20 protein-coding genes are annotated in these 20,809 nt (G+C 42.5%); all 20 read left to right on the forward strand.

Features of this window, described 5'->3' with window-relative positions; all coding sequences use genetic code 11:
* Window positions 1–3: 3 nt before the first annotated feature.
* The 20 genes from PQ477_RS17135 to PQ477_RS17225 all read left to right on the forward strand — a co-directional run bounded on the left by PQ477_RS17135 (window position 4) and on the right by PQ477_RS17225 (window position 20,776).
* The gene (locus PQ477_RS17135) at window positions 4–312 is read left to right on the forward strand and encodes an antibiotic biosynthesis monooxygenase family protein (RefSeq protein ID WP_144558842.1); all 309 of its coding nucleotides are present in this window, start codon (window positions 4–6) and stop codon (window positions 310–312) included.
* A complete protein-coding gene (locus PQ477_RS17140) occupies window positions 305–718 on the forward strand; it encodes a hypothetical protein (protein WP_246117162.1) in 414 nt (137 codons plus the stop codon). Before PQ477_RS17135 ends, PQ477_RS17140 begins: the two co-directional genes overlap by 8 nt.
* 233 nt (window positions 719–951) lie before the next feature.
* Window positions 952–2,466: an arabinosylfuranosidase ArfA gene (gene arfA / locus PQ477_RS17145; protein ID WP_274272542.1), complete on the forward strand. Its 1,515-nt coding sequence runs from the start codon at window positions 952–954 to the stop codon at window positions 2,464–2,466.
* Window positions 2,467–2,540: 74 nt separating this feature from the next.
* Complete coding sequence (locus PQ477_RS17150) at window positions 2,541–3,803, forward strand: extracellular solute-binding protein (protein WP_274272543.1); 1,263 nt, start codon at window positions 2,541–2,543, stop codon at window positions 3,801–3,803.
* 33 nt (window positions 3,804–3,836) lie between these two features.
* Window positions 3,837–4,718, forward strand: a complete 882-nt coding sequence (locus PQ477_RS17155) for a carbohydrate ABC transporter permease (RefSeq protein ID WP_274272544.1) — start codon at window positions 3,837–3,839, stop codon at window positions 4,716–4,718.
* Window positions 4,715–5,557, forward strand: a complete 843-nt coding sequence (locus tag PQ477_RS17160; RefSeq protein WP_035394021.1) for a carbohydrate ABC transporter permease — start codon at window positions 4,715–4,717, stop codon at window positions 5,555–5,557. The genes PQ477_RS17155 and PQ477_RS17160 overlap by 4 nt, the downstream gene beginning before the upstream one ends.
* Before the next feature lie 25 nt (window positions 5,558–5,582).
* Complete coding sequence (locus PQ477_RS17165) at window positions 5,583–6,230, forward strand: YesL family protein (protein WP_144558846.1); 648 nt, start codon at window positions 5,583–5,585, stop codon at window positions 6,228–6,230.
* Entirely contained in the window at window positions 6,227–7,684 is a 1,458-nt protein-coding gene (locus PQ477_RS17170) for an alpha-N-arabinofuranosidase (protein ID WP_274272545.1), read from the forward strand. Before PQ477_RS17165 ends, PQ477_RS17170 begins: the two co-directional genes overlap by 4 nt.
* Window positions 7,681–7,917, forward strand: coding sequence for a DUF6171 family protein (locus tag PQ477_RS20950; protein WP_432813882.1), 237 nt, complete (start codon window positions 7,681–7,683; stop codon window positions 7,915–7,917). Before PQ477_RS17170 ends, PQ477_RS20950 begins: the two co-directional genes overlap by 4 nt.
* A 76-nt stretch (window positions 7,918–7,993) precedes the next feature.
* On the forward strand, window positions 7,994–8,899 hold the full coding sequence (locus PQ477_RS17175; protein WP_035394167.1) for an ArsR/SmtB family transcription factor: 906 nt from the start codon (window positions 7,994–7,996) through the stop codon (window positions 8,897–8,899).
* Window positions 8,900–8,949: 50 nt separating this feature from the next.
* Complete coding sequence (locus tag PQ477_RS17180; RefSeq protein ID WP_274272546.1) at window positions 8,950–9,843, forward strand: helix-turn-helix domain-containing protein; 894 nt, start codon at window positions 8,950–8,952, stop codon at window positions 9,841–9,843.
* A 197-nt stretch (window positions 9,844–10,040) separates the two neighbouring features.
* Entirely contained in the window at window positions 10,041–10,334 is a 294-nt protein-coding gene (locus tag PQ477_RS17185; RefSeq protein WP_274273592.1) for an HAD hydrolase-like protein, read from the forward strand.
* On the forward strand, window positions 10,331–11,518 hold the full coding sequence (locus tag PQ477_RS17190; protein WP_144558851.1) for a sn-glycerol-1-phosphate dehydrogenase: 1,188 nt from the start codon (window positions 10,331–10,333) through the stop codon (window positions 11,516–11,518). The genes PQ477_RS17185 and PQ477_RS17190 overlap by 4 nt, the downstream gene beginning before the upstream one ends.
* Window positions 11,487–12,182 (forward strand): L-ribulose-5-phosphate 4-epimerase, encoded by a 696-nt coding sequence (locus tag PQ477_RS17195; protein ID WP_035394015.1) that lies wholly within the window; start codon window positions 11,487–11,489, stop codon window positions 12,180–12,182. The genes PQ477_RS17190 and PQ477_RS17195 overlap by 32 nt, the downstream gene beginning before the upstream one ends.
* A gap of 6 nt (window positions 12,183–12,188) precedes the next feature.
* Window positions 12,189–13,877 (forward strand): ribulokinase, encoded by a 1,689-nt coding sequence (locus PQ477_RS17200; protein WP_274272547.1) that lies wholly within the window; start codon window positions 12,189–12,191, stop codon window positions 13,875–13,877.
* A complete protein-coding gene (araA, locus tag PQ477_RS17205) occupies window positions 13,870–15,333 on the forward strand; it encodes an L-arabinose isomerase (protein WP_035394012.1) in 1,464 nt (487 codons plus the stop codon). Before PQ477_RS17200 ends, araA begins: the two co-directional genes overlap by 8 nt.
* A 98-nt stretch (window positions 15,334–15,431) precedes the next feature.
* Window positions 15,432–16,514, forward strand: coding sequence for a multiple monosaccharide ABC transporter substrate-binding protein (chvE, locus tag PQ477_RS17210; RefSeq protein WP_035394009.1), 1,083 nt, complete (start codon window positions 15,432–15,434; stop codon window positions 16,512–16,514).
* Window positions 16,515–16,571: 57 nt separating this feature from the next.
* Entirely contained in the window at window positions 16,572–18,110 is a 1,539-nt protein-coding gene (mmsA, locus tag PQ477_RS17215) for a multiple monosaccharide ABC transporter ATP-binding protein (protein WP_274272548.1), read from the forward strand.
* Window positions 18,107–19,267 (forward strand): multiple monosaccharide ABC transporter permease, encoded by a 1,161-nt coding sequence (gene mmsB, locus PQ477_RS17220; protein ID WP_035394005.1) that lies wholly within the window; start codon window positions 18,107–18,109, stop codon window positions 19,265–19,267. Before mmsA ends, mmsB begins: the two co-directional genes overlap by 4 nt.
* Before the next feature lie 3 nt (window positions 19,268–19,270).
* Window positions 19,271–20,776 carry an alpha-glucosidase/alpha-galactosidase gene (locus PQ477_RS17225; protein ID WP_274272549.1) on the forward strand — a complete coding sequence of 502 codons (1,506 nt, stop codon included), beginning with the start codon at window positions 19,271–19,273 and terminating at the stop codon, window positions 20,774–20,776.
* Window positions 20,777–20,809: the final 33 nt, after the last annotated feature.

Below are 20,809 nucleotides of genomic sequence, written 5' to 3' on the forward strand. Positions count from 1 at the left end.
AACATGTATGTGGTTCATTCTACTTTCAAAGCACCAGAGGATAAGGCAGAAGAAGTTATAGCTATCTATCGCAATCGTTCTAAAAAAGTTGATTCCGCCAATGGGTTTGTTTCCTTCCGTCTGTTACAGCATCATAAGCGACCGGGTGAGTTAACTGTAGAGCTACAATTTGAAACGAAAGAAGATTATCTTGAATGGGTACGGAGTCAAGAGTTTAAAGATATCCATGATTTGGAGAAGAAATACCCAGATCAAGAGCTAGCGAATATTGTACCAACAGTTCGCCAGTTCGAGGTGATTATCAATGAATGAACGCCTGCCTCATTATTATGAACCGATCGTCCAATCGATTGCTCAATCCATTTATCATGATTTTCCAAGCTTAGTTGAGCGATACGGCGAGAAGGGCTGGAAGCATACGATTGAAGACAATGAACACCATTTTCGCCATTTAGAAGCAGCGTATGCAATTCGTGATTCACAAGTGTTTGTTGATTATGCCATATGGTTAAATGGTATTTTAACGAAACACGGCATGACAACATATTTACTCATTGATAATTTTGAACGAATTCCAGCTGCCATTGAAAAACAACTTGGTCAAGATAAGGAACAACAGTTCACTCACTATATTTCAGCCGCCATTCAAGCCTTAAAAGCGACTGATGAATATGTGAAGAGAGAACGTGTTCCTTTCCGCGAAAAAAATAACGAATAGTAAGTCAGTAAGCAAAGCAATAAATGGGATCCATGACGAGTCTGTAAAAATAAGGTTGTTCTTTACAAAGAGCGTACTCATAAAGAGTATGCTTTTTTTGATTTTTAGCGATAGAATAGTTAGAAAAATTAAACATATAAAAGTTGACTGAATAATCACACCGAAGTATAATCCACTATAAGTAATGTATCTATTTTTAATTAACAAAAAAGTTAACTATAAGGAGAGTGCACATGGGAACGAGAAAAAAAGCAAACATGACAATTGATCCTTCATTTGTTATTGGGGAGATTGATCCGAGAATCTATGGATCCTTTATTGAACACTTAGGTCGAGCTGTATACGGAGGTGTCTATGAACCTGATCATGCTTCTGCAACAAAAGAAGGTTTCCGTCAAGATGTATTGGATTTAGTCAAAGAACTACACGTACCAATTGTTAGATATCCGGGTGGAAATATGGTTTCCGGCTACAATTGGGAGGACGGTGTTGGACCGCTTGAAAATCGGCCAAAAAAGCTTGAGCTTGCTTGGCGTGTGCTTGAGCCGAATTATGTTGGGACGAACGAATTTGCCACTTGGGCAAAACAGGCAAATGCCGAAGTTATGATGGCTGTGAACCTTGGTACGCGGGGCGTCGATGCTGCTCGTAATTTGCTCGAATATTGCAATCATCCTGAAGGAAGTTATTACAGTGATCTTCGCGCAAGTCATGGATATAAGCAACCACATCGTATTAAGACGTGGTGCTTGGGAAATGAAATGGATGGACCTTGGCAAATTGGGCATAAAACAGCAGAGGAGTACGGTAGACTTGCAAATGAAACAGCAAAAGCAATGAGGCTTGTTGACCCGTCGATTGAATTAGTTGCTTGTGGCAGTTCAAATATTGATATGCCGACATTTCCTGAATGGGAGGCAACGACCCTTGAACATACGTACGAAGAAGTTGACTATATTTCTTTGCATCAATATTACGGCAATACATCGAATGATTCAGCAAGTTATTTAGCGAAAACACTTGAGATGGATCGATTTATAGAAACCGTTATTGCTACATGTGATTATATAAAAGCAAAGAAGCGCAGCAAAAAAACGATGTATCTTAGCTTTGATGAATGGAATGTTTGGTATCACTCGCGAGAAGCAGATAGTAAAATGGAACCTTGGTCAATCGCTCCGCCACAGTTGGAAGATGTCTACAACTTTGAAGATGCACTTTTAGTGGGATCGATGTTAATGAGCTTTTTAAAGCGGGCGGATCGAGTCAAAATGGCTTGCTTAGCACAGCTTGTTAATGTCATAGCGCCGATTATGACAGAAAACGGCGGACCGGCATGGCGTCAAACCATTTTTTATCCATACATGCATGTGTCTGTATTTGGAAGAGGCGTGTCGCTGCAGCCAGTTGTACAGACTCCTCATTACGATACAAAAGCGTACACAGATGTGCCGCAGCTTGATACAGCAGTTGTCTATAACGAAGAGAGCGAGCAACTAACCATTTTTGGCTTAAATCGCCATCTAGATGATTCTTTAACGGTGACGATTGATGTTCGTGGATTTGAATCGTATCAGATTAAAGAGCATATTGTTCTTGAAAACAAGGATTTGAAAGCGGTTAATACGAAGAGGAATGAACAAGTTAAGCCGCATTCAAATGGAGATGCAAAAGTTGGAGACGGTAAAGTAACTGCTCATTTTTCTGCGGCTTCGTGGCATGTCATACGTCTAGAAAAAAGATCATAATTAGCAGCTCGTTCGCATTTCTTTATTTGTAAGCGCTATCTTTTTTTAAATGATGAAGAAAAGAGGTCGTTTCAATGAAGCATTCCAAGTACTGGATCGTTGCGGCATGTGCGGTTGCGCTGTTGAGCGGTTGTACACGCTCAGCTGACACAATGGCAGATGGAAGAATAAAGCTCGATTATTGGGTGTTCCTGTCAGGCGGGGATTTGTCCTACATGGAAGCGATTGTTGACGAGTATAACAGCAGTCAAGATGAAGTCTATGTTGACATCATTTTGCAGGATTGGGATGACTATTACACCAAGATTGTTACGAGCGTAGCAGCTGATCGTGGACCGGATATTGGCATTTCCCATGCGGCTTCCTTGCCACAGTTAATGAATCAAGGACTGTTGCAGCCGGTTGAGGAGATGATGACGGGAGCTGGGTTAGATTTTAATCGGTTCCCTGAGAATATTCGTGATGCCGTCGAAGTAGAGGATGAGCTCTATGCTGTTCCAATTGATACACACCCATTTATTCTCTATATCAATACAGATTTAGCAGAAGAAGCGGGTTTGCTGAATGAGCAAGGACTGCCTGAGATCGAGTCGACTCCAACGGGATTATCGGATTATTTTGCGGCAGCGAAAGAAGCGCTCCCTGATAAGACCCCATTAGCCATTTCAACAGGAGGTGTCGATACGTATCGGTGGTGGTGGACCGTCTACTTCCAAATGGGTGGAACTCCAATCTTCTCAGATGATTTGCGTGAACCTGAAATTACATTAGATCGAGACATAGCAATTCAAGCTGCGGAATACATTCATAATTTCTTCGGAGATGTTATCCCGATGCATATTGGTGATTTTTATGAAACCTTTCAGGCTGGAAACGCCGTTGGGATGATGACGGGTGTATGGGCAACGGGCATCTGGGAAGCTGCTGATCTAAATTTTACGGCCATGCCAATTCCTCAATCATTTGATGTTGAAGCTGCCCAAGGTGACGCACATACATTGATTGTTCCGATTAAAGAAGAACAATCTTCTGAGCGAAAACAAGCGATTGCTGAATTTATTTCGTTCGTTAGCGATGAAGGGGCTGAGTGGGCGAAGGCAGGTCATATACCCGCTCGAACCGATGTGGTAGAGTCATCTGAATTCCAAGACCAGCCGTTTCGCGCAGATTATGCGGAGGTCGCATCAAAGGTCGTGTTTACAAACAAAACGATTTATCAAAATCCAGCTGAAACAGACATGATTCGTGCGCTAGATGAGATTATGAGCAATCGCCTAACGCCAGAAGCTGGAATTGATCAAATGTTGAAGGCTCTTGCTGTAACGACAAGACAATAAGCTGTGGCAAGTACCCGCTGAGGAGGGCATGAAATGAAAAAGTTAACGTGGAAAGACGATCTCCGTCCCGTTCCGTTTTTGCTTGCTTTCTTTGTTGCTTATGTGCTTTTTACGATTTACCCAATCTTTAAAGGGATGCAGATGAGCTTCTTTAATTGGACGTTAATTGAACAGCAAGAGTTTATTGGGATGACCCATTACATCAATGTGTTAAGTGATCCGAATTTCTGGGAAGCATTTGGAAACACCTCATTATTCGTTCTGTTGTCAACGCCGACAATGGTCATTCTTGCTTTAGGGCTAGCGCTAATGGCGAATTTAAATACGCGCCTGCAAACGTTTTTTCGGGGCTCGTTCTTTATCCCAAGCATTTTGAGTGTATCGGTTATCTCGTTTGTCGCGATCTTCATGCTTCAGCCATACACCGGCGTTGTGAATAATCTCTTACAGGCCGTCGGTCTTGATGCAGAACCGTTTTGGCTAGCGACCCCTTCACTTGCTTGGGTGAGTATTATCGCAGTCACGCTCTGGTGGACGGTCGGTTTTAATATGATTTTATTTTTAACGGCGCTCCAAGGAATTCCTGAGGAACTATATGAAGCTGCTGAAGTTGACGGGGCAACAAGGCAGCAGATGTTTTGGCAGATCACATTGCCACAGCTTCTCCCAATCGGTCGCTTAATCTTACTGCTCCAAGTCCTTGCTTCGTTTAAAGTTTTTGCACAAATTCTTTTAATTACTGATGGAGGGCCCGGGACAACAACACGGCCAATCATCTTGTACATCTATGAAATGGGCTTCCAACGTTATGATTTAGGTTACGCTGCAGCGATGTCTTATCTATTGTTTATGGTGTTGTTGGTGCTGTCTGTTATTCAATTGCGCTTAGGCGGAAAAGAGGGGAGAATGCTATGAGCCAGTCTGTGCTGACAACAAAACGTGATCCGTTTCGCTGGTTAAAGGTGTCTATTGCTTTTCTGTCTGCGCTTGCCTTTTTATTCCCCATCGTCTGGATGTTTTTTGTGTCAATGAAGCCAGAGGGAACGGCAGCAAGCTCAGCCATCGATTGGTTTTTGCCGCCCTATACATTTAGCAACTACGTCAACATCATTGCCGGGAGCGACGTGTTTTTATGGATTTGGAATAGCTTCTTTGTTGGCGCGGTGACGACTTTGCTGACGCTTGTATTAACATCAATGGCGGCATTCGCTTTTTCGAAAATGCGCTTTCGCTATCGAAAAGCACTTTACCTATTCTTTCTTGCTGGGTTAATGGTGCCGGGAGAAGCAATGATCATCCCCCTTTATGAAATAGTCGGATCAATGGGTTTGCTTGATACGTATGCGGGCTTAATTCTTCCTGGTATTGCTGCTCCTCTTGGTGTCATTATCTTAAAGAGCTTCTTTGATGGAGTTCCAAATGAGCTAATTGAAAGTGCTAGGCTAGATGGCTGTAGCGATTTCCGCCTGTATTGGAGTATTGTATTACCCCTTGCAAAAGCTGCGGTGGCGGCGGTAGGAATTTTAACCTTTATCGGTTCATGGAACAATTTTCTCTGGCCATATTTAGCGATTATTTCTGAGGCTCTTTATACGCTGCCAGTCGGTATACCGATGTTTAACTCAAATTATTCAGAAACGTATATATTGCCGATGACTGTAAACGCCATTGCATCACTACCTGTCATTATTGCATTCCTCTTTTTTGAGAAGCAGATTGTAAAAGGGGTAAGTTTCTCGGGAATAAAAGGGTGAAATCAAAGGGAAAGGGTGATGATTTTTGGAGGCTGCTGGTTTAAGAGGAATTGCCTTGCGTATTTGCGACTGGATCGTGCGCTTAGCTTATGTAAATGGTCTTTGGCTTGGTTTTTCCTTACTAGGCGGCGTGGTTTTAGGTTTTTTTCCAGCGCTGCGAGCAATGTTTGTGGTAATGAGGAAATGGTGCATGGATGAAGATGATTTTTCACTTGTTCCTTTGTTCTTCATAGAGTGGAAGCGCTTTTTTTGGCAGGCGAACAAACTTGGCTACACGGTTTTAAGCATAGGAGCTGTTCTTGTTCTCGATTATATGATCGTGATGCAGCTTGCGTTTACTGGTTCTCAAGCAGTAGCGGCATTTCTTATTTTGTGCCTGATTGTGTACGGATTAATGCTGCTGTTTATCGGTCCTGCTTTCGTCCATTACCCTAAGCAATCCCTCTATCCATTTTTGAAAAATGTCATGCTGTACGCCATCGCTTCGCTGTCTTATGCGCTTATAATGGGACTTTTTTTAAGCATAAGTTTGATTTTATTCTTACTGGTTCCACCGGCTGCAGTGTGCTTTGGTGGAAGTCTATTCGCTTGGATTACAACACATGTTAGCTTGCGCGCATTTGAACGTACAAATCAAATAATCGATTCAACGAGAGAGGCTGAAACGATATGACAAACAGTGTCAGAGCTACCATTGATTTAGAGAAAGCTGGATCTAAGATTAATTCAGCCATTTACGGGCATTTTGCTGAACATTTGGGGAGATGTATATACGAAGGGATCTGGGTTGGTGAAGACTCCCTCATTCCGAATAAAAAGGGACTCCGAACGGATGTATTAACAGCGTTGAAAGAGCTGCAAATCCCGGTTTTACGCTGGCCAGGAGGGTGTTTTGCCGATGAGTATCATTGGAAAGATGGCATTGGCCCCCGTGAAAAAAGAAGGAAAATGGTTAATACCCATTGGGGCGGAACGGTGGAAACGAATCAATTTGGCACGCATGAATTTATGTTGTTATGCGAAGAGATTGGAGCAGCCCCGTATATTAATGGAAATGTGGGTAGCGGCGAAGTGCTTGAGATGCAGGAATGGGTGGAATATTTAACTGCTTCAGAGGGAAGTCCGCTGGCAGACCAGCGGGCGAAAAACGGCCGAGCTGAACCGTGGGACCTTCCTTACTTCGGTGTCGGTAATGAAAGCTGGGGTTGTGGTGGTCATATGCGCCCAGAGTATTATGCTGATTTATACAGACGTTATCAAACCTATGTGCGAAAATACGGCGACAAACCCATTTATAAAATTGCCTGTGGTGCAAATGTCGATGATTACAACTGGACGGAGGTTTTAATGAAACAAGCGGCAGCGTATATGGACGGACTGACTTTACATTATTATACGGTGCCTAGTACATGGCAAAACAAAGGGGCTGCCACAGGGTTCAGTGAACAGGAATGGGATGAGACGATTCAGAAAGCACTGCATATGGACGAATTAATTACAAAACATAGCGCGATAATGGACGAATACGACCCAGAAAAACGTGTTGGTTTAATCGTAGACGAGTGGGGCACTTGGTACGATGTGGAACCTGGAACAAATCCGGGCTTCTTGTTCCAACAAAACAGTATCCGCGATGCGCTTGTTGCAGGTGTGACCTTGAATATTTTTAATCACCATGCAGACCGTGTGCACATGGCTAATTTAGCACAAACAATAAACGTGCTTCAGTCGATTGTTTTGACAGAAGGCGACAAGATGCTTAAAACGCCTACTTACCATGTGTTTGATCTTTATAAAGTCCACCAAGGTGGGAGAGTCTTACCTATTGAGCTAATCGGGGAAGGATTACATCTATCGGCATCTTCTGATCCCTTGGGCAAGACACATATTAGTGTCTGTAATCTCTCCCAATGGGAACCTGTGTCCCTAGAACTAGCCATTAACGGAGAGGCTGATTCAGTTCAGTGGCAAGCAACGATTTTAACCGGTGACAGACGAGATGCTCATAATACGTTTGAGCAGCCTAATCGAGTCAGTCCTAAACCGTTTACAGACTTTAAGATGGAAAATAATCAGCTTATTGCAGCAATGCCACCCATGTCAGTTGCCGTCTTTTCACTTGTATGAGCTGCCATAGATGCCCAGAAAAACTGGGTAAAAGCGAGATCCAGCAGCAAATTGCTGAGCAATTGGCATTTGAAACCAATTTAGTGAGTGAGGAAGTAGCTGTAAGTCGATTAGCCATCTGTGAAAGCTGTGAGCAGTTGATTGACGATAATACATGTGGGTTATGCGGATGTTACATTCATTTTCGAGCAAGGTTGGCAGCAAAAAATTGTCCTGCAAATAAGAGCTGGTAATGGGCTAGGGTTGTTGCGTCTAGCTCCATTCATTATACTTAGACTAATGAGCAGATAGTAGAAAATGGGTGGAGAAATGGAACTAGAATTAGATTTAACAGAACATTCGCTTCCTGTCTATGAAGCGTTAGCAAGCCGAATACGCTTAAATGTATTGCGTCTGCTAGCAGAACGGGCACTGAATATTCGTGAGCTCGCTGAATCACAGCAAGTGAGCAGTGCTATCATGACGAAACATGTGCAAAAACTAGAAAAAGCAGGATTGATTCAAACCGAGCAAGTGCGCGGAAGAGCTGGCATGCAGAAGGTATGCAAACTACGGGTGAAACAAGCAGGAATTCTATTCCCAGAAGGCGCTACCTCTGTCCGTTCTTATCATGAAAGCCATGTATCCGTTGGCCATTTCACTGATTTTCAAGTAGAACCAACGTGTGGACTAGCGACTGGCGAAGCAATTATTGGGGAGTTTGATGAGCCAAGGTATTTCCTTGACCCCATGAGGGTAAATGCAAAAATCTTGTGGTTTTATAAAGGGTTTGTTGAATACAAGCTATCTAACTTTATGCATGCTGGAGAGAAACCAAAAGAATTACAAATCTCATTAGAATTGTCATCAGAAGCGCCTTTTACGAATGAAAACTGGCCGTCTGATATTTCATTTTATTTAAATGAGACAAATCTCGGTCAATGGAGAAGCCCTGGAGATTTTGGCGACCAACCAGGTAAATATACACCCGCATGGTGGCCGCGGACAATTAATCAATATGGCCTATTAAAGGTCATCCGAATTACCGAAGCAGGGACCTTTATTGATGGCAAACAGCTGTCAATCGTGACAATTGATGATGTGGCTATTCGCAACAAAGTATGGACATTTAAAGTGGCGGTAGAGGACGGCGGGAAAATTGGTGGCGTCACTTTATTTGGTTCCTCATTTGGCAACTACAATCAAGACATGGTTTTCCGTTTGTATTATGAGTAATGAGTTGCAGCGGAGGCGCTTTGCCTCCGCTTAAACTGAAAGGAGCACAAATGAGTTTCTATGATAATGACCTAAGAAGCGAACCTTATTATCCAGTTGTTAAATTCTATTACTACAAAGAGTGGAGTCAATTCGAAATGAAGCCTCACGCACATGAAGCAATTGAATTGATGCATGTGCTATCAGGCAGTTGTAAAGTAGAAACAAAGACCGATAGCTACGAGCTTAAAAAAGGACAAATCATTTTCTTAGATGCGAACACAAGTCATCGGCTCATTGTTCAAGAAAAATGCAGAATGTTCAACATTGAGATATCCTTTCAACAGGGTAGAACAGCTTTCCCTCCGTTTTGCGAGGTTTATAAAGAAAATGAAGCTTTGCGTTTAATGATCGATAATAAGAAACCACATATGCTTCTACACGATTCTGATGATACGTATCAATGCTTACGAAGACTTATTATGGAAGTAGATAAAAAAAGCCAACAAACCGATTTTATGGTGCAACTATTGATATGTGAGTATATTATACGTGTTGCGGGTTTGGCAGAAATTAATTACACAGAAACGGATCAACAATACACGAGTAGGGTCATTTCTTATATCCATCAGAACTATGATAGGGAAGTGAGTGTAGCAGAGATTGCGGATGCGGTTCATCTACACCCTGGATATTTACAGCGCGTCTTTAAAGTATCAACAGGCACATCGATTCATGAATTCCTCGTCTCCTATCGAATGAAGAAAGCAAAAGCAATGCTGGCGGAAACAGACATCAGCATTACGGATATTCCCCATTATATTGGCATGAATTCTCAACAGTATTTCAGTACAACGTTTAAGAAATATGAGCAATGTACGCCTAGTGCATATCGAAAAGCGCATCAATATAACGAAAAATTGAGAAGAAAAAGTGAGGATATTAAACATTCAATTGAAAGATAAGTTCGATTATTGAAAGCGCTTTTATATGGTCGGATGTATGATAAAACCACTTAAACCATCAAATCAATAGTAGCCTGAGGTGTTGAAAATAGACACTCATTAGGAAAATGAGGTGAGGATTCCAAATACTTAAAGACATTGAAGGCATCCTGTTTGATATCGATGAAACCATCTTTCAGGATGATCGATTGATAGAGATGGTGAAGGAGATAATTGAAGTTGCAACTGGAAGAAAGACTAAATTGGTTGTTGGCAAACCATCTTGCTTTATGGCAGAAGCGACCCTTGATTTTTTGCGAGCGGTTCCAAAAAGCTGTCTCATTGTTGGTGATCGTATAGAATCTAATATTGGATTTGGCCGGTTGCAGGGAATGAAAACAGCGCTTGTCTTAATTTGTAACGCTAGCAATGTAGAAGCCGATCATCTTCCGCAAAGAATCCGCCCTGTTTCTATTCTCGGAAGTATCGCTCAGCTAAGGAGGTACATATGAATTTACGATTACTAGAAGAGCACATTAGTCGGTCAGAAGAAAAGCTTAATCCTTTACCACTTGAAACAATCGTTGTGGAAAAGAATGCATTAAAAAAAGCAGCAGCATTTGTTGCAAGTCGGGTCAAGCAAAGTATTCTGCTTGTTGCTGATAGCCAGACGTACGCGGCAGCAGGAAACCAATTGACTGATTTGCTACAGGAGGAAGCTGTTTTTGTTAATATTCATCTCGTTAAGCCGAATAAAAACGGAGATGTGCTTGCTGATGAACGCTCCTTAATCGATGTTTTTTTAAGCGTTAAAGAAGAAACCGAACTGCTTTTAGCGGTTGGCTCAGGCACAATTCATGATCTTGTTCGCTTTATAAGCGGAAAGACAGGAAAATCATTCATCTCCATTCCTACAGCTCCATCAGTCGATGGCTTCACGTCGCTCGGGGCACCGATTGTTGTGAGAGGGGAGAAAAAGACGTACCAACTTGTGGCTCCAGTTGCTTTGTTTGCTGACATAACTGTATTGCAAAAGGCGCCACCTGCTTTAATTGCCGCAGGTTTTGGGGATATGGTTGGGAAATTTACGTCGCTTTTAGATTGGCACATTGGATCCATTGTGACTAATGAACCGTATTCTGCTTTTGTTGCTGAACGAACAAAAGAAGCGCTCCAAGCTTGTCTTGACCATGTTGAGGAAATTAATACAAAAACAGAAAAGGGCGTACAGCGATTAATGGAGGCTCTGTTACTATCCGGGCTGGCAATGGCTCTTTTTGGTCAATCTCATCCCGCCTCTGGAGCTGAGCATCATCTGTCTCATTATTGGGAAATGAAGGCGTTGGAGAATGAGGAGAAACAGCTATTGCATGGTGCTAAAGTTGGTTTATCAACCTTAGTCATTACTCAATTCTATAAAGAAATCATCAAGCCAGAACTTCACAGTTTAATGGGTGCGGAAGAAGCAAAGCAGATTCGCCAATTAATTGAAGAATTGCCGGACGTGGAATTCATTCAATCACAACTTGAACAAGTAGGCTGGTCTAAGGAGCTTGTGCCTATTCCACAAAGCCTGATTGAGCAGAGCTTAAAGGAAGCTCATCTACTAAGAGATCGTTACACGCTTTTGCGCTTGTACAACGACTACAAGGGAGGAAGAAGCGATGCTTACCGAACTAAAACAGCAAGTATATGATGCGAATATGGCTTTACCAGAGCATGGACTTGTAACGATGACATGGGGGAATGCGAGCGGTATTGATAGAAGTCGAAATATTGTTGCGATTAAGCCTAGTGGACTGGATTATGCAGACATGACTCCAGACGATATGGTGCTCGTCTCGCTTGATGGAGAACGAATAGAAGGTTCTCTCCGCCCCTCCTCCGATCTCCAAACGCATCTGGTCCTATACCGTACTTTTGCTGAAATTGGAGGAATTGTTCACACGCATTCAACTTGGGCGACAGGTTGGGCCCAGGCTGGAAAATCGATTCCTGCTTTTGGTACAACACATGCCGATTATTTTTACGGTGACATTCCTTGCACAAGAGAAATGAAAGAAGCAGAAATCCGCGGCAGCTATGAGCGGGAAACGGGAAACGTAATTGCGGAAACGTTCGAATTAGGAAACCCGCTGCAGATGCCAGCCGTGCTTGTTCACGGGCATGCTCCTTTTACATGGGGACGTACTCCGAAAGAAGCCGTTTATCATGCGGTTGTCTTGGAAGAGGTAGCGAAAATGGCTTCTAATACGATCGGCTTAAACCCTCAAGCATCTGGAATTTCACAAACGCTACTCGATCGTCATTACTTGCGTAAGCATGGAGAACACGCCTATTACGGTCAAGAAGGGAAGTGATATGGAATGAACAAGCGCTATACAATTGGAATCGATTATGGAACAGAGTCAGGCAGAGCGGTATTAATTGATTTAGCAGATGGGGCAGAAGTTGCTGAGCATGTTACGCCTTACGCACATGGTGTAATAGCTAAGCAATTGCCAAAAGGAGGGGTGGTGCTGGAGCCTGAGTGGGCACTTCAACATCCTCGAGATTATATTGATGTGCTTGAGCAATCTGTTCCTAAAGTGTTGACAGAGGCGGGTGTTCATCCAAGCGATGTAATCGGCATTGGCATTGATTTTACCGCATGTACGATGCTGCCAATTGATGAGGATGGCGAGCCCCTTTGCTTCCATACATCTTTTGCGAACCGTCCACATGCATGGGTGAAATTATGGAAACACCATGCGGCTCAGGATGAAGCAAATGAGATCAATCGAATCGGCGCAGAAAGAGGAGAAGCATTTCTTAAGCGCTATGGAGGCAAGTATTCTTCAGAATGGATGATCGCAAAGATATGGCAAATTTTTAATGAGGATCGGCAATTATTTGATGAAGCGGATGCATTTCTTGAAGGCACCGACTGGGTGACCGCACAGATGACCGGAACGATTGTACGCAATAGCTGCACTGCTGGTTATAAAGCGATGTGGCACAAGCAGGACGGTTATCCTGAGGATACTTTTTTTGAAGCCTTGCATCCTGATTTAAAGAGACTAACAGCAACAAAGTTACGAGGTCATATTCGCGCTCCAGGTGAGACAGCTGGCAATTTGATGAAAGAGATGGCTGACCGAATTGGACTCTTGCCAGGTATCGCTGTCGCTGTTGGTAATGTAGACGCACATGTTTCCGTACCGGCAACAGGGGTTGTAACTCCAGGGAAGCTTGTGATGGCGATGGGGACGTCCATTTGTCATCTCGTTCTTGCAGAAGAAGAGAAAGAAGTAGAAGGAATGTGCGGTGTAGTTGAAGACGGAATTGTCCCTGGCTATTTTGGCTATGAAGCAGGACAATCGGCTGTTGGCGACATTTTTGCTTGGTTTATGGAGCATGGCGTCTCATCCGATCTTGTTAATGAAGCGAAGCAGAAAAACGTACCGCTTCATGCGTTACTAGAAGAAAAAGCGGCTGCGTATCAACCAGGTGAAACCGGTTTGCTCGCATTAGATTGGTGGAATGGAAACCGCTCAACATTGGTTGATACAAACTTATCAGGGGTCATTCTTGGAATGACGCTGCAAACGAAATCAGAAGAAATTTACCGAACGTTGCTGGAAGCTACGGCATTTGGAACAAAGAAAATCATTGATGCGTTTACAAAAGCCGGCGTTGAAGTAAATGAACTGGTTGCCTGTGGTGGCTTACCGCAGAAAAACAATTTGTTAATGCAAATTTTTGCTGATATTACGAATTTGGAAATAAAAGTGGCAGCATCCAAACAAACGCCAGCGCTTGGGGCAGCTATGTATGCAAGCGTCGCAGCAGGTAAAGCGGTGGGTGGCTATGCAACGATTTTTGCAGCAGCAGAAAAGATGGCGCGTGTACAGGATAGGTCCTATAAGCCTAACCCGGAACGGGCGCAAGTCTACAAAGAAATGTATAAGGAATATAGCAAGCTTCATGATTATTTTGGGAAAGGAGAAAACGATGTGATGAAAACACTTCGGAGCGTGAGAGATAAAACAAAAGGAGGGGTTGTTCATGCTTAAACAAAAAACGTCACACTTTTGGTTTATTGCTGGTAGTCAGCCCTTATACGGGCAAAAAACGATTGATCAAGTCGCTGCTCATGCGGAAGAGATCGTCAAAGGCTTGAATGAGTTGCTGCCAGAACAGCTTATCTTAAAACCGGTCGCAACTTCCCCTGAACGTATTACTGCACTCTTGCGGGAAGCGAGTATGGATGAAAACTGTGCAGGAATTATTACGTGGATGCACACGTTTTCACCGGCAAAGATGTGGATTGCGGGACTAAAAGAATTGACGAAACCGATGCTTCACTTACACACCCAGTACAATCGTGACATTCCGTGGTCCACGATTGATATGGATTTTATGAATTTAAATCAGTCGGCTCACGGTGACCGTGAATTTGGCTTTATGGTTTCAAGAATGGGGATTAACCGTAAGGTAATAGCCGGACACTGGCAGGACTCGAATGTCGCCAATCGAGTCGGTGATTGGATGAAAACAGTTCGCGCCTATCAAGAAAGCAAGCAATTAAAGATTGCTCGTTTCGGTGACAATATGCGAGAGGTAGCGGTGACAGAGGGAGATAAGGTTGAGGCGCAAATTCAGCTTGGCTGGTCTGTTTCCGGTTACGGTATCGGTGATTTAGTCGAAACGATTGAAGCCGTTAATGACCAAGATGTCGCCACATTAATGGAAGAATATCGCAGCCTGTACACATTCCATCCAGATGCGGACGTTCGCGCGATTGAAGAACAGGCACGAATTGAGCTTGGGCTTGAAACCTTTCTTGCACGAGGAAACTATCGCGCTTTTTCAACGACTTTCGAAGATTTACATGGAATGAGCCAGCTACCAGGACTGGCGGCACAGCGGCTAATGGCAAAAGGGTATGGTTTTGCTGGAGAAGGGGATTGGAAAACAGCCGCATTTTTGAGGGTACTTAAAGTGATGGCAGGTAACAGTGGAACGTCGTTTATGGAGGATTACACAAATCATTTAGAGCAAGGGAATGAACTGATCTTAGGCTCACATATGCTAGAAGTATGCCCGACGATCGCAGCTGAAAAGCCGACGATTGTCGTAGAACCCCTTTCTATGGGCAACAAAGCGGACCCGGCAAGGCTTGTTTTCAAAGGCAAAGCAGGACACGCGCTTAATGCAGCAATAATGGATGTCGGTTCTCGTTTTCGAATTGTCGCAAACGAAGTGGAAGCGGTCGAGAATCAGCAGGAAATGCCACAGCTTCCTGTAGCTAGTGTCTTGTGGAAACCGCTTCCTTCGTTTTCGGAAGCAACGGAGGCATGGATCTATGCTGGTGGGGCGCATCACACAGTTTTGTCATACGAGATTACGAAAGAGCAGCTGGCTGATTGGTCAAGTCTAATGGATGTGGAATGCCTTGTAATTGGAAAAGAGTCGAGTATAGAGCAAATACGCAAGGAGTTGTTCTGGAACGAGAAGTCTTATCGTTAAGAAGATCAATAATAATGGAAGAATCGGTAAAGAGAGTGTACGAAAGAACCGTTACATCATTATGAAAACGCTTACTCATAAAATAAGGAGGGAATAAGATGAAAAAATACATTGGAAGTTTCGTCGTACTTGGTTGTGTTGTTTTTACAGGAGCATGTTCTGAGGAAGGATCAGGAGAAGGATCAGGGGAAGGCAAAGGAACGATTGGAATTGCCATGCCAACTCAATCCTCTGAACGCTGGATTGCTGATGGTAATCACATGGTCTCGTATTTTGAAGACCTAGGTTATGAAACGGATCTACAATATGCGGAGGATGTCGTAGAAAATCAAGTTTCCCAGATTGAAAATATGATCACACGTGGTGTAGATGCACTTGTTATCGCTTCTGTTGATGGAGAAGCCTTAACAACAGTATTAGAATCAGCAAATGCACAAGAGATTCCAATCATCTCCTATGACCGTCTCATTATGAATTCAGAGTTTGTCGATTACTATGCGACTTTCGATAATTTTGAAGTAGGTGTTCTGCAAGGTCAATACATCGTTGATGAGTTAGACCTAGAGAATGAAGAAGGACCATTTAACATTGAGTTATTTGGTGGCTCACCAGATGACAATAATGCCCATTTCTTCTTTAATGGAGCGATGTCTGTCCTTCAACCCTATCTAGATGAAGGGAAATTAAATGTGCAAAGTGGTCAAACCGATTTTAATCAAATTGCCATTCTTCGTTGGGACGGTGCAGCTGCTCAGAGTAGAATGGATAATTTGTTGAGTTCTAACTATGGTGGTAGCGAAGACCTTGATGCTGTATTAGCGCCAGCGGATTTATTAAGTATTGGTATTCTAGCTTCACTAAAAAACTCTGGATTTACAGCTGATGATATGCCAATTTTGACAGGGCAAGATGCAGATATTCCTTCAGTGAATGCGCTTATTGCAGGAGAACAAGCGATGACTGTTTTTAAAGATACACGCGTTCTTGCAGAAAAAGCTGTTGAAATGACAGAGGCGGTTCTGCAAGGCGATGAGCCTGATGTGAATGATACAGAAACCTATGACAATAATTCCAAAGTGGTTCCTTCATTCCTAGAGACTCCTGTTGTTGTGACGATTGATAACTATGAAGAAATCTTAATAGACAGCGGCTATTACGAGGCGGATCAGTTAAATCAATAAGGGTTATTGCGGTTTTCTCATGAGAGAGAACCGCCTTTATATAGGAGGTGACCGCAAATGGCGGAAGTTCTTTTGGAAATGAAACAAATAACAAAGGAATTCCCTGGTGTTAAAGCGTTGGACAATGTGAACTTGATCGTGAAACAAGGGGAGATTCATGCTTTATGTGGAGAAAATGGAGCTGGTAAATCGACACTAATGAAAGTGTTAAGTGGTGTCTATCCGTTTGGTACATATAACGGTGAGATCTTTTTGAGTAGAGGAACGTGTCAATTCAAAGATTTAAAGCAAAGTGAAGCGGAAGGAATTGTCATTATTCACCAGGAGCTTGCCTTAATCCCTGAGTTAAGCATTGCAGAAAATATCTTTCTAGGAAATGAGCGCAAGAGATTTGGTGTCATTGATTGGGATGCGACTGCGAAAGAAACAAAATCCTTATTAAAAAAAGTGAATTTAGATGAGCCCCATGATTCGCTCATTAAGCACATTGGCGTAGGGAAGCAACAGTTAGTAGAAATTGCAAAAGCATTGGCAAAAAAAGTAAAGTTACTCATCTTAGATGAACCAACTGCTTCATTAAATGAAACCGATAGTGATAACCTTCTAAATCTGCTTGTGGAATTAAAAGAACAAGGTATTACTTCTATTATTATTTCTCACAAACTGAATGAGATTAGACAAGTTGCCGATGCTGTAACGATTTTACGCGATGGCAAGACAATTGAAACGTATGATCTAGAAGAAAAAGAGATTAATGAAGATGACATTATTAAAGGAATGGTTGGTAGAAGTCTAACGAATCGCTATCCTCCGAGCAAATCAGAGATTGGTAGTACGATCTTTTCAGTCGAAAAATGGAATGTGTATCATCCGGTTCAGCGAGAAAGACAAATTATCATGGATGCTGATTTTCATGTAAGGCGTGGAGAAATCGTTGGTCTCGCTGGTCTAATGGGTGCTGGTCGAACGGAATTTGCCATGAGCATATTTGGCAAGGCGTACGGGACACAAATTACTGGAACGATTAAGAAAGACGGGAAAGTAATAGACCTTCAGTCTGTCAGTGAAGCAATTAAGCAGGGTTTGGCATATGCAACGGAAGATCGAAAATCATACGGGCTCGTTTTGATGAACGACATTAAAGAGAACATTTCGTTGGCTAGTTTAAATAAGCTTTCTTCACGCGCCATCATTGATGAGCAAAATGAAGTAAGGGTTGCTGAAGAATTTAAACGGAAGTTGCATATAAAGGCGCCGACAATCTTGCAAGAGACTGGTAAATTAAGCGGAGGAAATCAACAAAAGGTTGTTTTAAGTAAGTGGATTTTTTCTGATCCAGATGTTTTGTTTTTAGATGAACCTACTAGAGGGATTGATGTTGGAGCCAAATATGAAATTTATACCATTATTCGAGAACTAGCAGCGACAGGGAAAGCGATCGTCCTTATTTCTTCTGAACTACCAGAATTGATGGGGATGTGTGATCGTGTATATGCGATGAATAAAGGTCAGATTACAGGCGAGCTCGCTAAAGATGAACTTTCACAAGAAAGATTAATGAAATTAATGACGAAAACAAGAGAGGTTTCCCCATGAAAGCGCTATTGAACGTCATCCAAAATAACGTACGTCAATACAGTATGACATTTGCATTGTTGCTTATTATGATTCTATTCCAACTCTTAACAGATGGTATTCTACTACAGCCATTAAATATCACAAATTTGATTTTACAGAACAGTTATATTCTTATACTTGCTATTGGTATGGTTCTTATTATTATTACGGGGCATATTGATTTGTCAGTAGGGTCGATTGCTGCTTTTATTGGAGCACTATCTGCTATCCTAATGATACAAATGAATCTTGACCCCATTTTATCTGTGTTAATTTGCTTATTGGTCGGTGCGTTAGTTGGAGCATGGCAAGGGTTTTGGGTTGCTTATGTCAAAATTCCTGCATTTATTGTGACCCTTGCTGGGATGCTGATCTTTAGAGGAATCACGTTAATTATGTTGCAAGGGCAATCAATTGCACCATTTCCTCCATCCTTTCAACGATTAAGTTCAGGATTTCTTCCAGATGTGTTTAATGGTTCTTCTTTGCACCTGTTATCCTTGTTAATTGGTGTGTTGCTTTGTGCCATTCTCATTTTTATTGAGTTGCGCGGGCGGAAGAGAAAACAAAACAACGGTACGGATGTGCTAAATCCGACATTATTCATTTTGAAACTTGTTGGTATCGCAGCCGTTATTTTAGGCTTTACGTATATCTTGGCCAGCTATCGCGGAATTCCTTATATTCTCATCTTGTTGATTGCGTTAATTGCTTTTTACGCATTTCTAACGAAGAAGACAGTCTTTGGTCGTCATATCTATGCAGTAGGTGGAAATGAAAAAGCCGCAGCTCTTTCCGGTATTAAGACGAAGCGCGTAACCTTTATGGTGTTTGTGAACATGGGGATGCTCGCAGCCTTGTCTGGTCTGATTTTCGCGGCTCGGTTAAATGCGGCTACACCGCGTGCAGGTAACTTATTTGAATTAGATGCCATTGCAGCTGCTTTTATTGGTGGAGCATCCGCTTACGGGGGTGTTGGAACAGTCATCGGCGCAGTAGTAGGTGGCCTTGTTATGGGTGTTATGAATAACGGAATGTCCATCTTAGGTCTCGGAATTGATTGGCAACAGGCGATCAAAGGGCTCGTTTTACTAGCGGCTGTTGCGTTTGACATTATGAATAAGAAGAGAGGATAGTATATGTCATTTAAAGTCACCTTTATTGGAGCAGGAAGCATTGGCTTTACAAGAATGTTACTACGAGATTTACTATCTGTCCCTGAATTTAAGCAAGTTAGAATTTCGTTCACAGACATCAATGCTGAGAATCTAGAGATGGTAACGGCTCTTTGTCAACGAGATCTAAAAGAAAATGGCTTTAACACCGAGATACAAGCAACACTTAATCGTAAAGAAGCACTTAAAGATGCACGCTATATTTTTTCGGTTGTTCGAATTGGTGGATTGGAGGCATTTGAACAAGATATCTCGATTCCTTTGAATTATGGTATTGATCAATGTGTTGGAGATACCTTAAGCGCAGGCGGCATTATGTATGGTCAAAGGGGCATTCAGGAAATGCTGGCAATTTGCAAAGATATTCGCGAAGTAGCCGAACCAAACTGCTTATTACTAAATCATGCCAATCCTATGGCAATGTTAACATGGGTGTGTCAGACGTACGGAGAAGTAAATACGGTAGGCCTCTGTCACGGCGTGCAAGGTGGCCATAGACAAATTGCAACTGTTTTTGGACTAGACAAAAAAGAGGTGGATATAGTCTGTGCGGGTATTAACCACCAAACTTGGTACATTCAAATAAAACATAACGGAAATGAGTTAACACCGATGCTACTTGATGCATTTGAACAACATCCTGAATACAGTAAGACAGAAAAAGTAAGAATCGACATGCTCAAACGCTTTGGGTATTACAGTACGGAATCGAATGGTCATCTAAGTGAATATGTACCGTGGTATCGTAAGCGCTCTGATGAAATAATGGATTGGATTGATTTAGGGACATGGATTAATGGCGAAACAGGCGGGTATTTACGTGTATGCTCAGAAGGTCGGAATTGGTTTAAAGAAGACTTCCCAAATTGGATGCAGGATCCAGTTCTTATCTATTGCAATGAAAATCGTAGTGAAGAACATGGTTCATATATTATTGAAGCCCTTGAAACAGGGCGTGTCTATCGTGGCCATTTTAATCGTGTCAACAATGGGACGATTACCAATCTACCAAAAGATTGTGTCATTGAAGCACCTGGTTATGTAGATCGAAATGGATTGACTATGACGTTCATTGGAGATTTGCCCCTTGGTTGTGCGGCCGTCTGCAACGCGAGCATCCAGGTTCAGCGGCTAGCAATCATGGCAGCTGTAACCGGAGATGACCAGCTATTGCGCCAAGCTTTTATGATGGATCCGTTAACGGGTGCCGTCTGTACACCACCTGAAATTTGGCAGCTGGTAGATGATCTATTAATTGCGCAAGAAGAATGGCTTCCTCAATATGAAAAAAGTATTGAAAAAGCAAAGCAAAGACAGTCAACTGAGCCTAGGCTAGTGACAAAAAAATCATCAGGAGCAGCAAGATTAAAGCAAAAAACGATTGAAGAGCTAAAGGAAAATCGTGCAGAAGCAATAAAAAACGCACAAGCAGCTGACAAAGCGAATGATCGAGCCGCGCGTTCCACTTGAGGCTGATAAAACGAATAAGTGTAAAGTAGAAGT

It is taken from the genome of Shouchella hunanensis, from assembly GCF_028735875.1.
Taxonomy (GTDB): domain Bacteria; phylum Bacillota; class Bacilli; order Bacillales; family Bacillaceae_D; genus Shouchella; species Shouchella hunanensis.

Excerpts from the sequence above, each read along its gene's own strand:
- PQ477_RS17135 (WP_144558842.1), top strand. The coding sequence starts at position 4 with ATGTATGTGGTTCATTCTACTTTCAAAGCACCAGAGGATAAGGCAGAA.
- PQ477_RS17140 (WP_246117162.1), top strand. The coding sequence starts at position 305 with ATGAATGAACGCCTGCCTCATTATTATGAACCGATCGTCCAATCGATT.
- arfA (WP_274272542.1), top strand. The coding sequence starts at position 952 with ATGGGAACGAGAAAAAAAGCAAACATGACAATTGATCCTTCATTTGTT.
- PQ477_RS17150 (WP_274272543.1), top strand. The coding sequence starts at position 2,541 with ATGAAGCATTCCAAGTACTGGATCGTTGCGGCATGTGCGGTTGCGCTG.
- PQ477_RS17155 (WP_274272544.1), top strand. The coding sequence starts at position 3,837 with ATGAAAAAGTTAACGTGGAAAGACGATCTCCGTCCCGTTCCGTTTTTG.
- PQ477_RS17160 (WP_035394021.1), top strand. The coding sequence starts at position 4,715 with ATGAGCCAGTCTGTGCTGACAACAAAACGTGATCCGTTTCGCTGGTTA.
- PQ477_RS17170 (WP_274272545.1), top strand. The coding sequence starts at position 6,227 with ATGACAAACAGTGTCAGAGCTACCATTGATTTAGAGAAAGCTGGATCT.
- PQ477_RS20950 (WP_432813882.1), top strand. The coding sequence starts at position 7,681 with ATGAGCTGCCATAGATGCCCAGAAAAACTGGGTAAAAGCGAGATCCAG.
- PQ477_RS17175 (WP_035394167.1), top strand. The coding sequence starts at position 7,994 with ATGGAACTAGAATTAGATTTAACAGAACATTCGCTTCCTGTCTATGAA.
- PQ477_RS17180 (WP_274272546.1), top strand. The coding sequence starts at position 8,950 with ATGAGTTTCTATGATAATGACCTAAGAAGCGAACCTTATTATCCAGTT.
- PQ477_RS17185 (WP_274273592.1), top strand. The coding sequence starts at position 10,041 with ATGGTGAAGGAGATAATTGAAGTTGCAACTGGAAGAAAGACTAAATTG.
- PQ477_RS17190 (WP_144558851.1), top strand. The coding sequence starts at position 10,331 with ATGAATTTACGATTACTAGAAGAGCACATTAGTCGGTCAGAAGAAAAG.
- PQ477_RS17195 (WP_035394015.1), top strand. The coding sequence starts at position 11,487 with ATGCTTACCGAACTAAAACAGCAAGTATATGATGCGAATATGGCTTTA.
- PQ477_RS17200 (WP_274272547.1), top strand. The coding sequence starts at position 12,189 with ATGAACAAGCGCTATACAATTGGAATCGATTATGGAACAGAGTCAGGC.
- araA (WP_035394012.1), top strand. The coding sequence starts at position 13,870 with ATGCTTAAACAAAAAACGTCACACTTTTGGTTTATTGCTGGTAGTCAG.
- chvE (WP_035394009.1), top strand. The coding sequence starts at position 15,432 with ATGAAAAAATACATTGGAAGTTTCGTCGTACTTGGTTGTGTTGTTTTT.
- mmsA (WP_274272548.1), top strand. The coding sequence starts at position 16,572 with ATGGCGGAAGTTCTTTTGGAAATGAAACAAATAACAAAGGAATTCCCT.
- mmsB (WP_035394005.1), top strand. The coding sequence starts at position 18,107 with ATGAAAGCGCTATTGAACGTCATCCAAAATAACGTACGTCAATACAGT.
- PQ477_RS17225 (WP_274272549.1), top strand. The coding sequence starts at position 19,271 with ATGTCATTTAAAGTCACCTTTATTGGAGCAGGAAGCATTGGCTTTACA.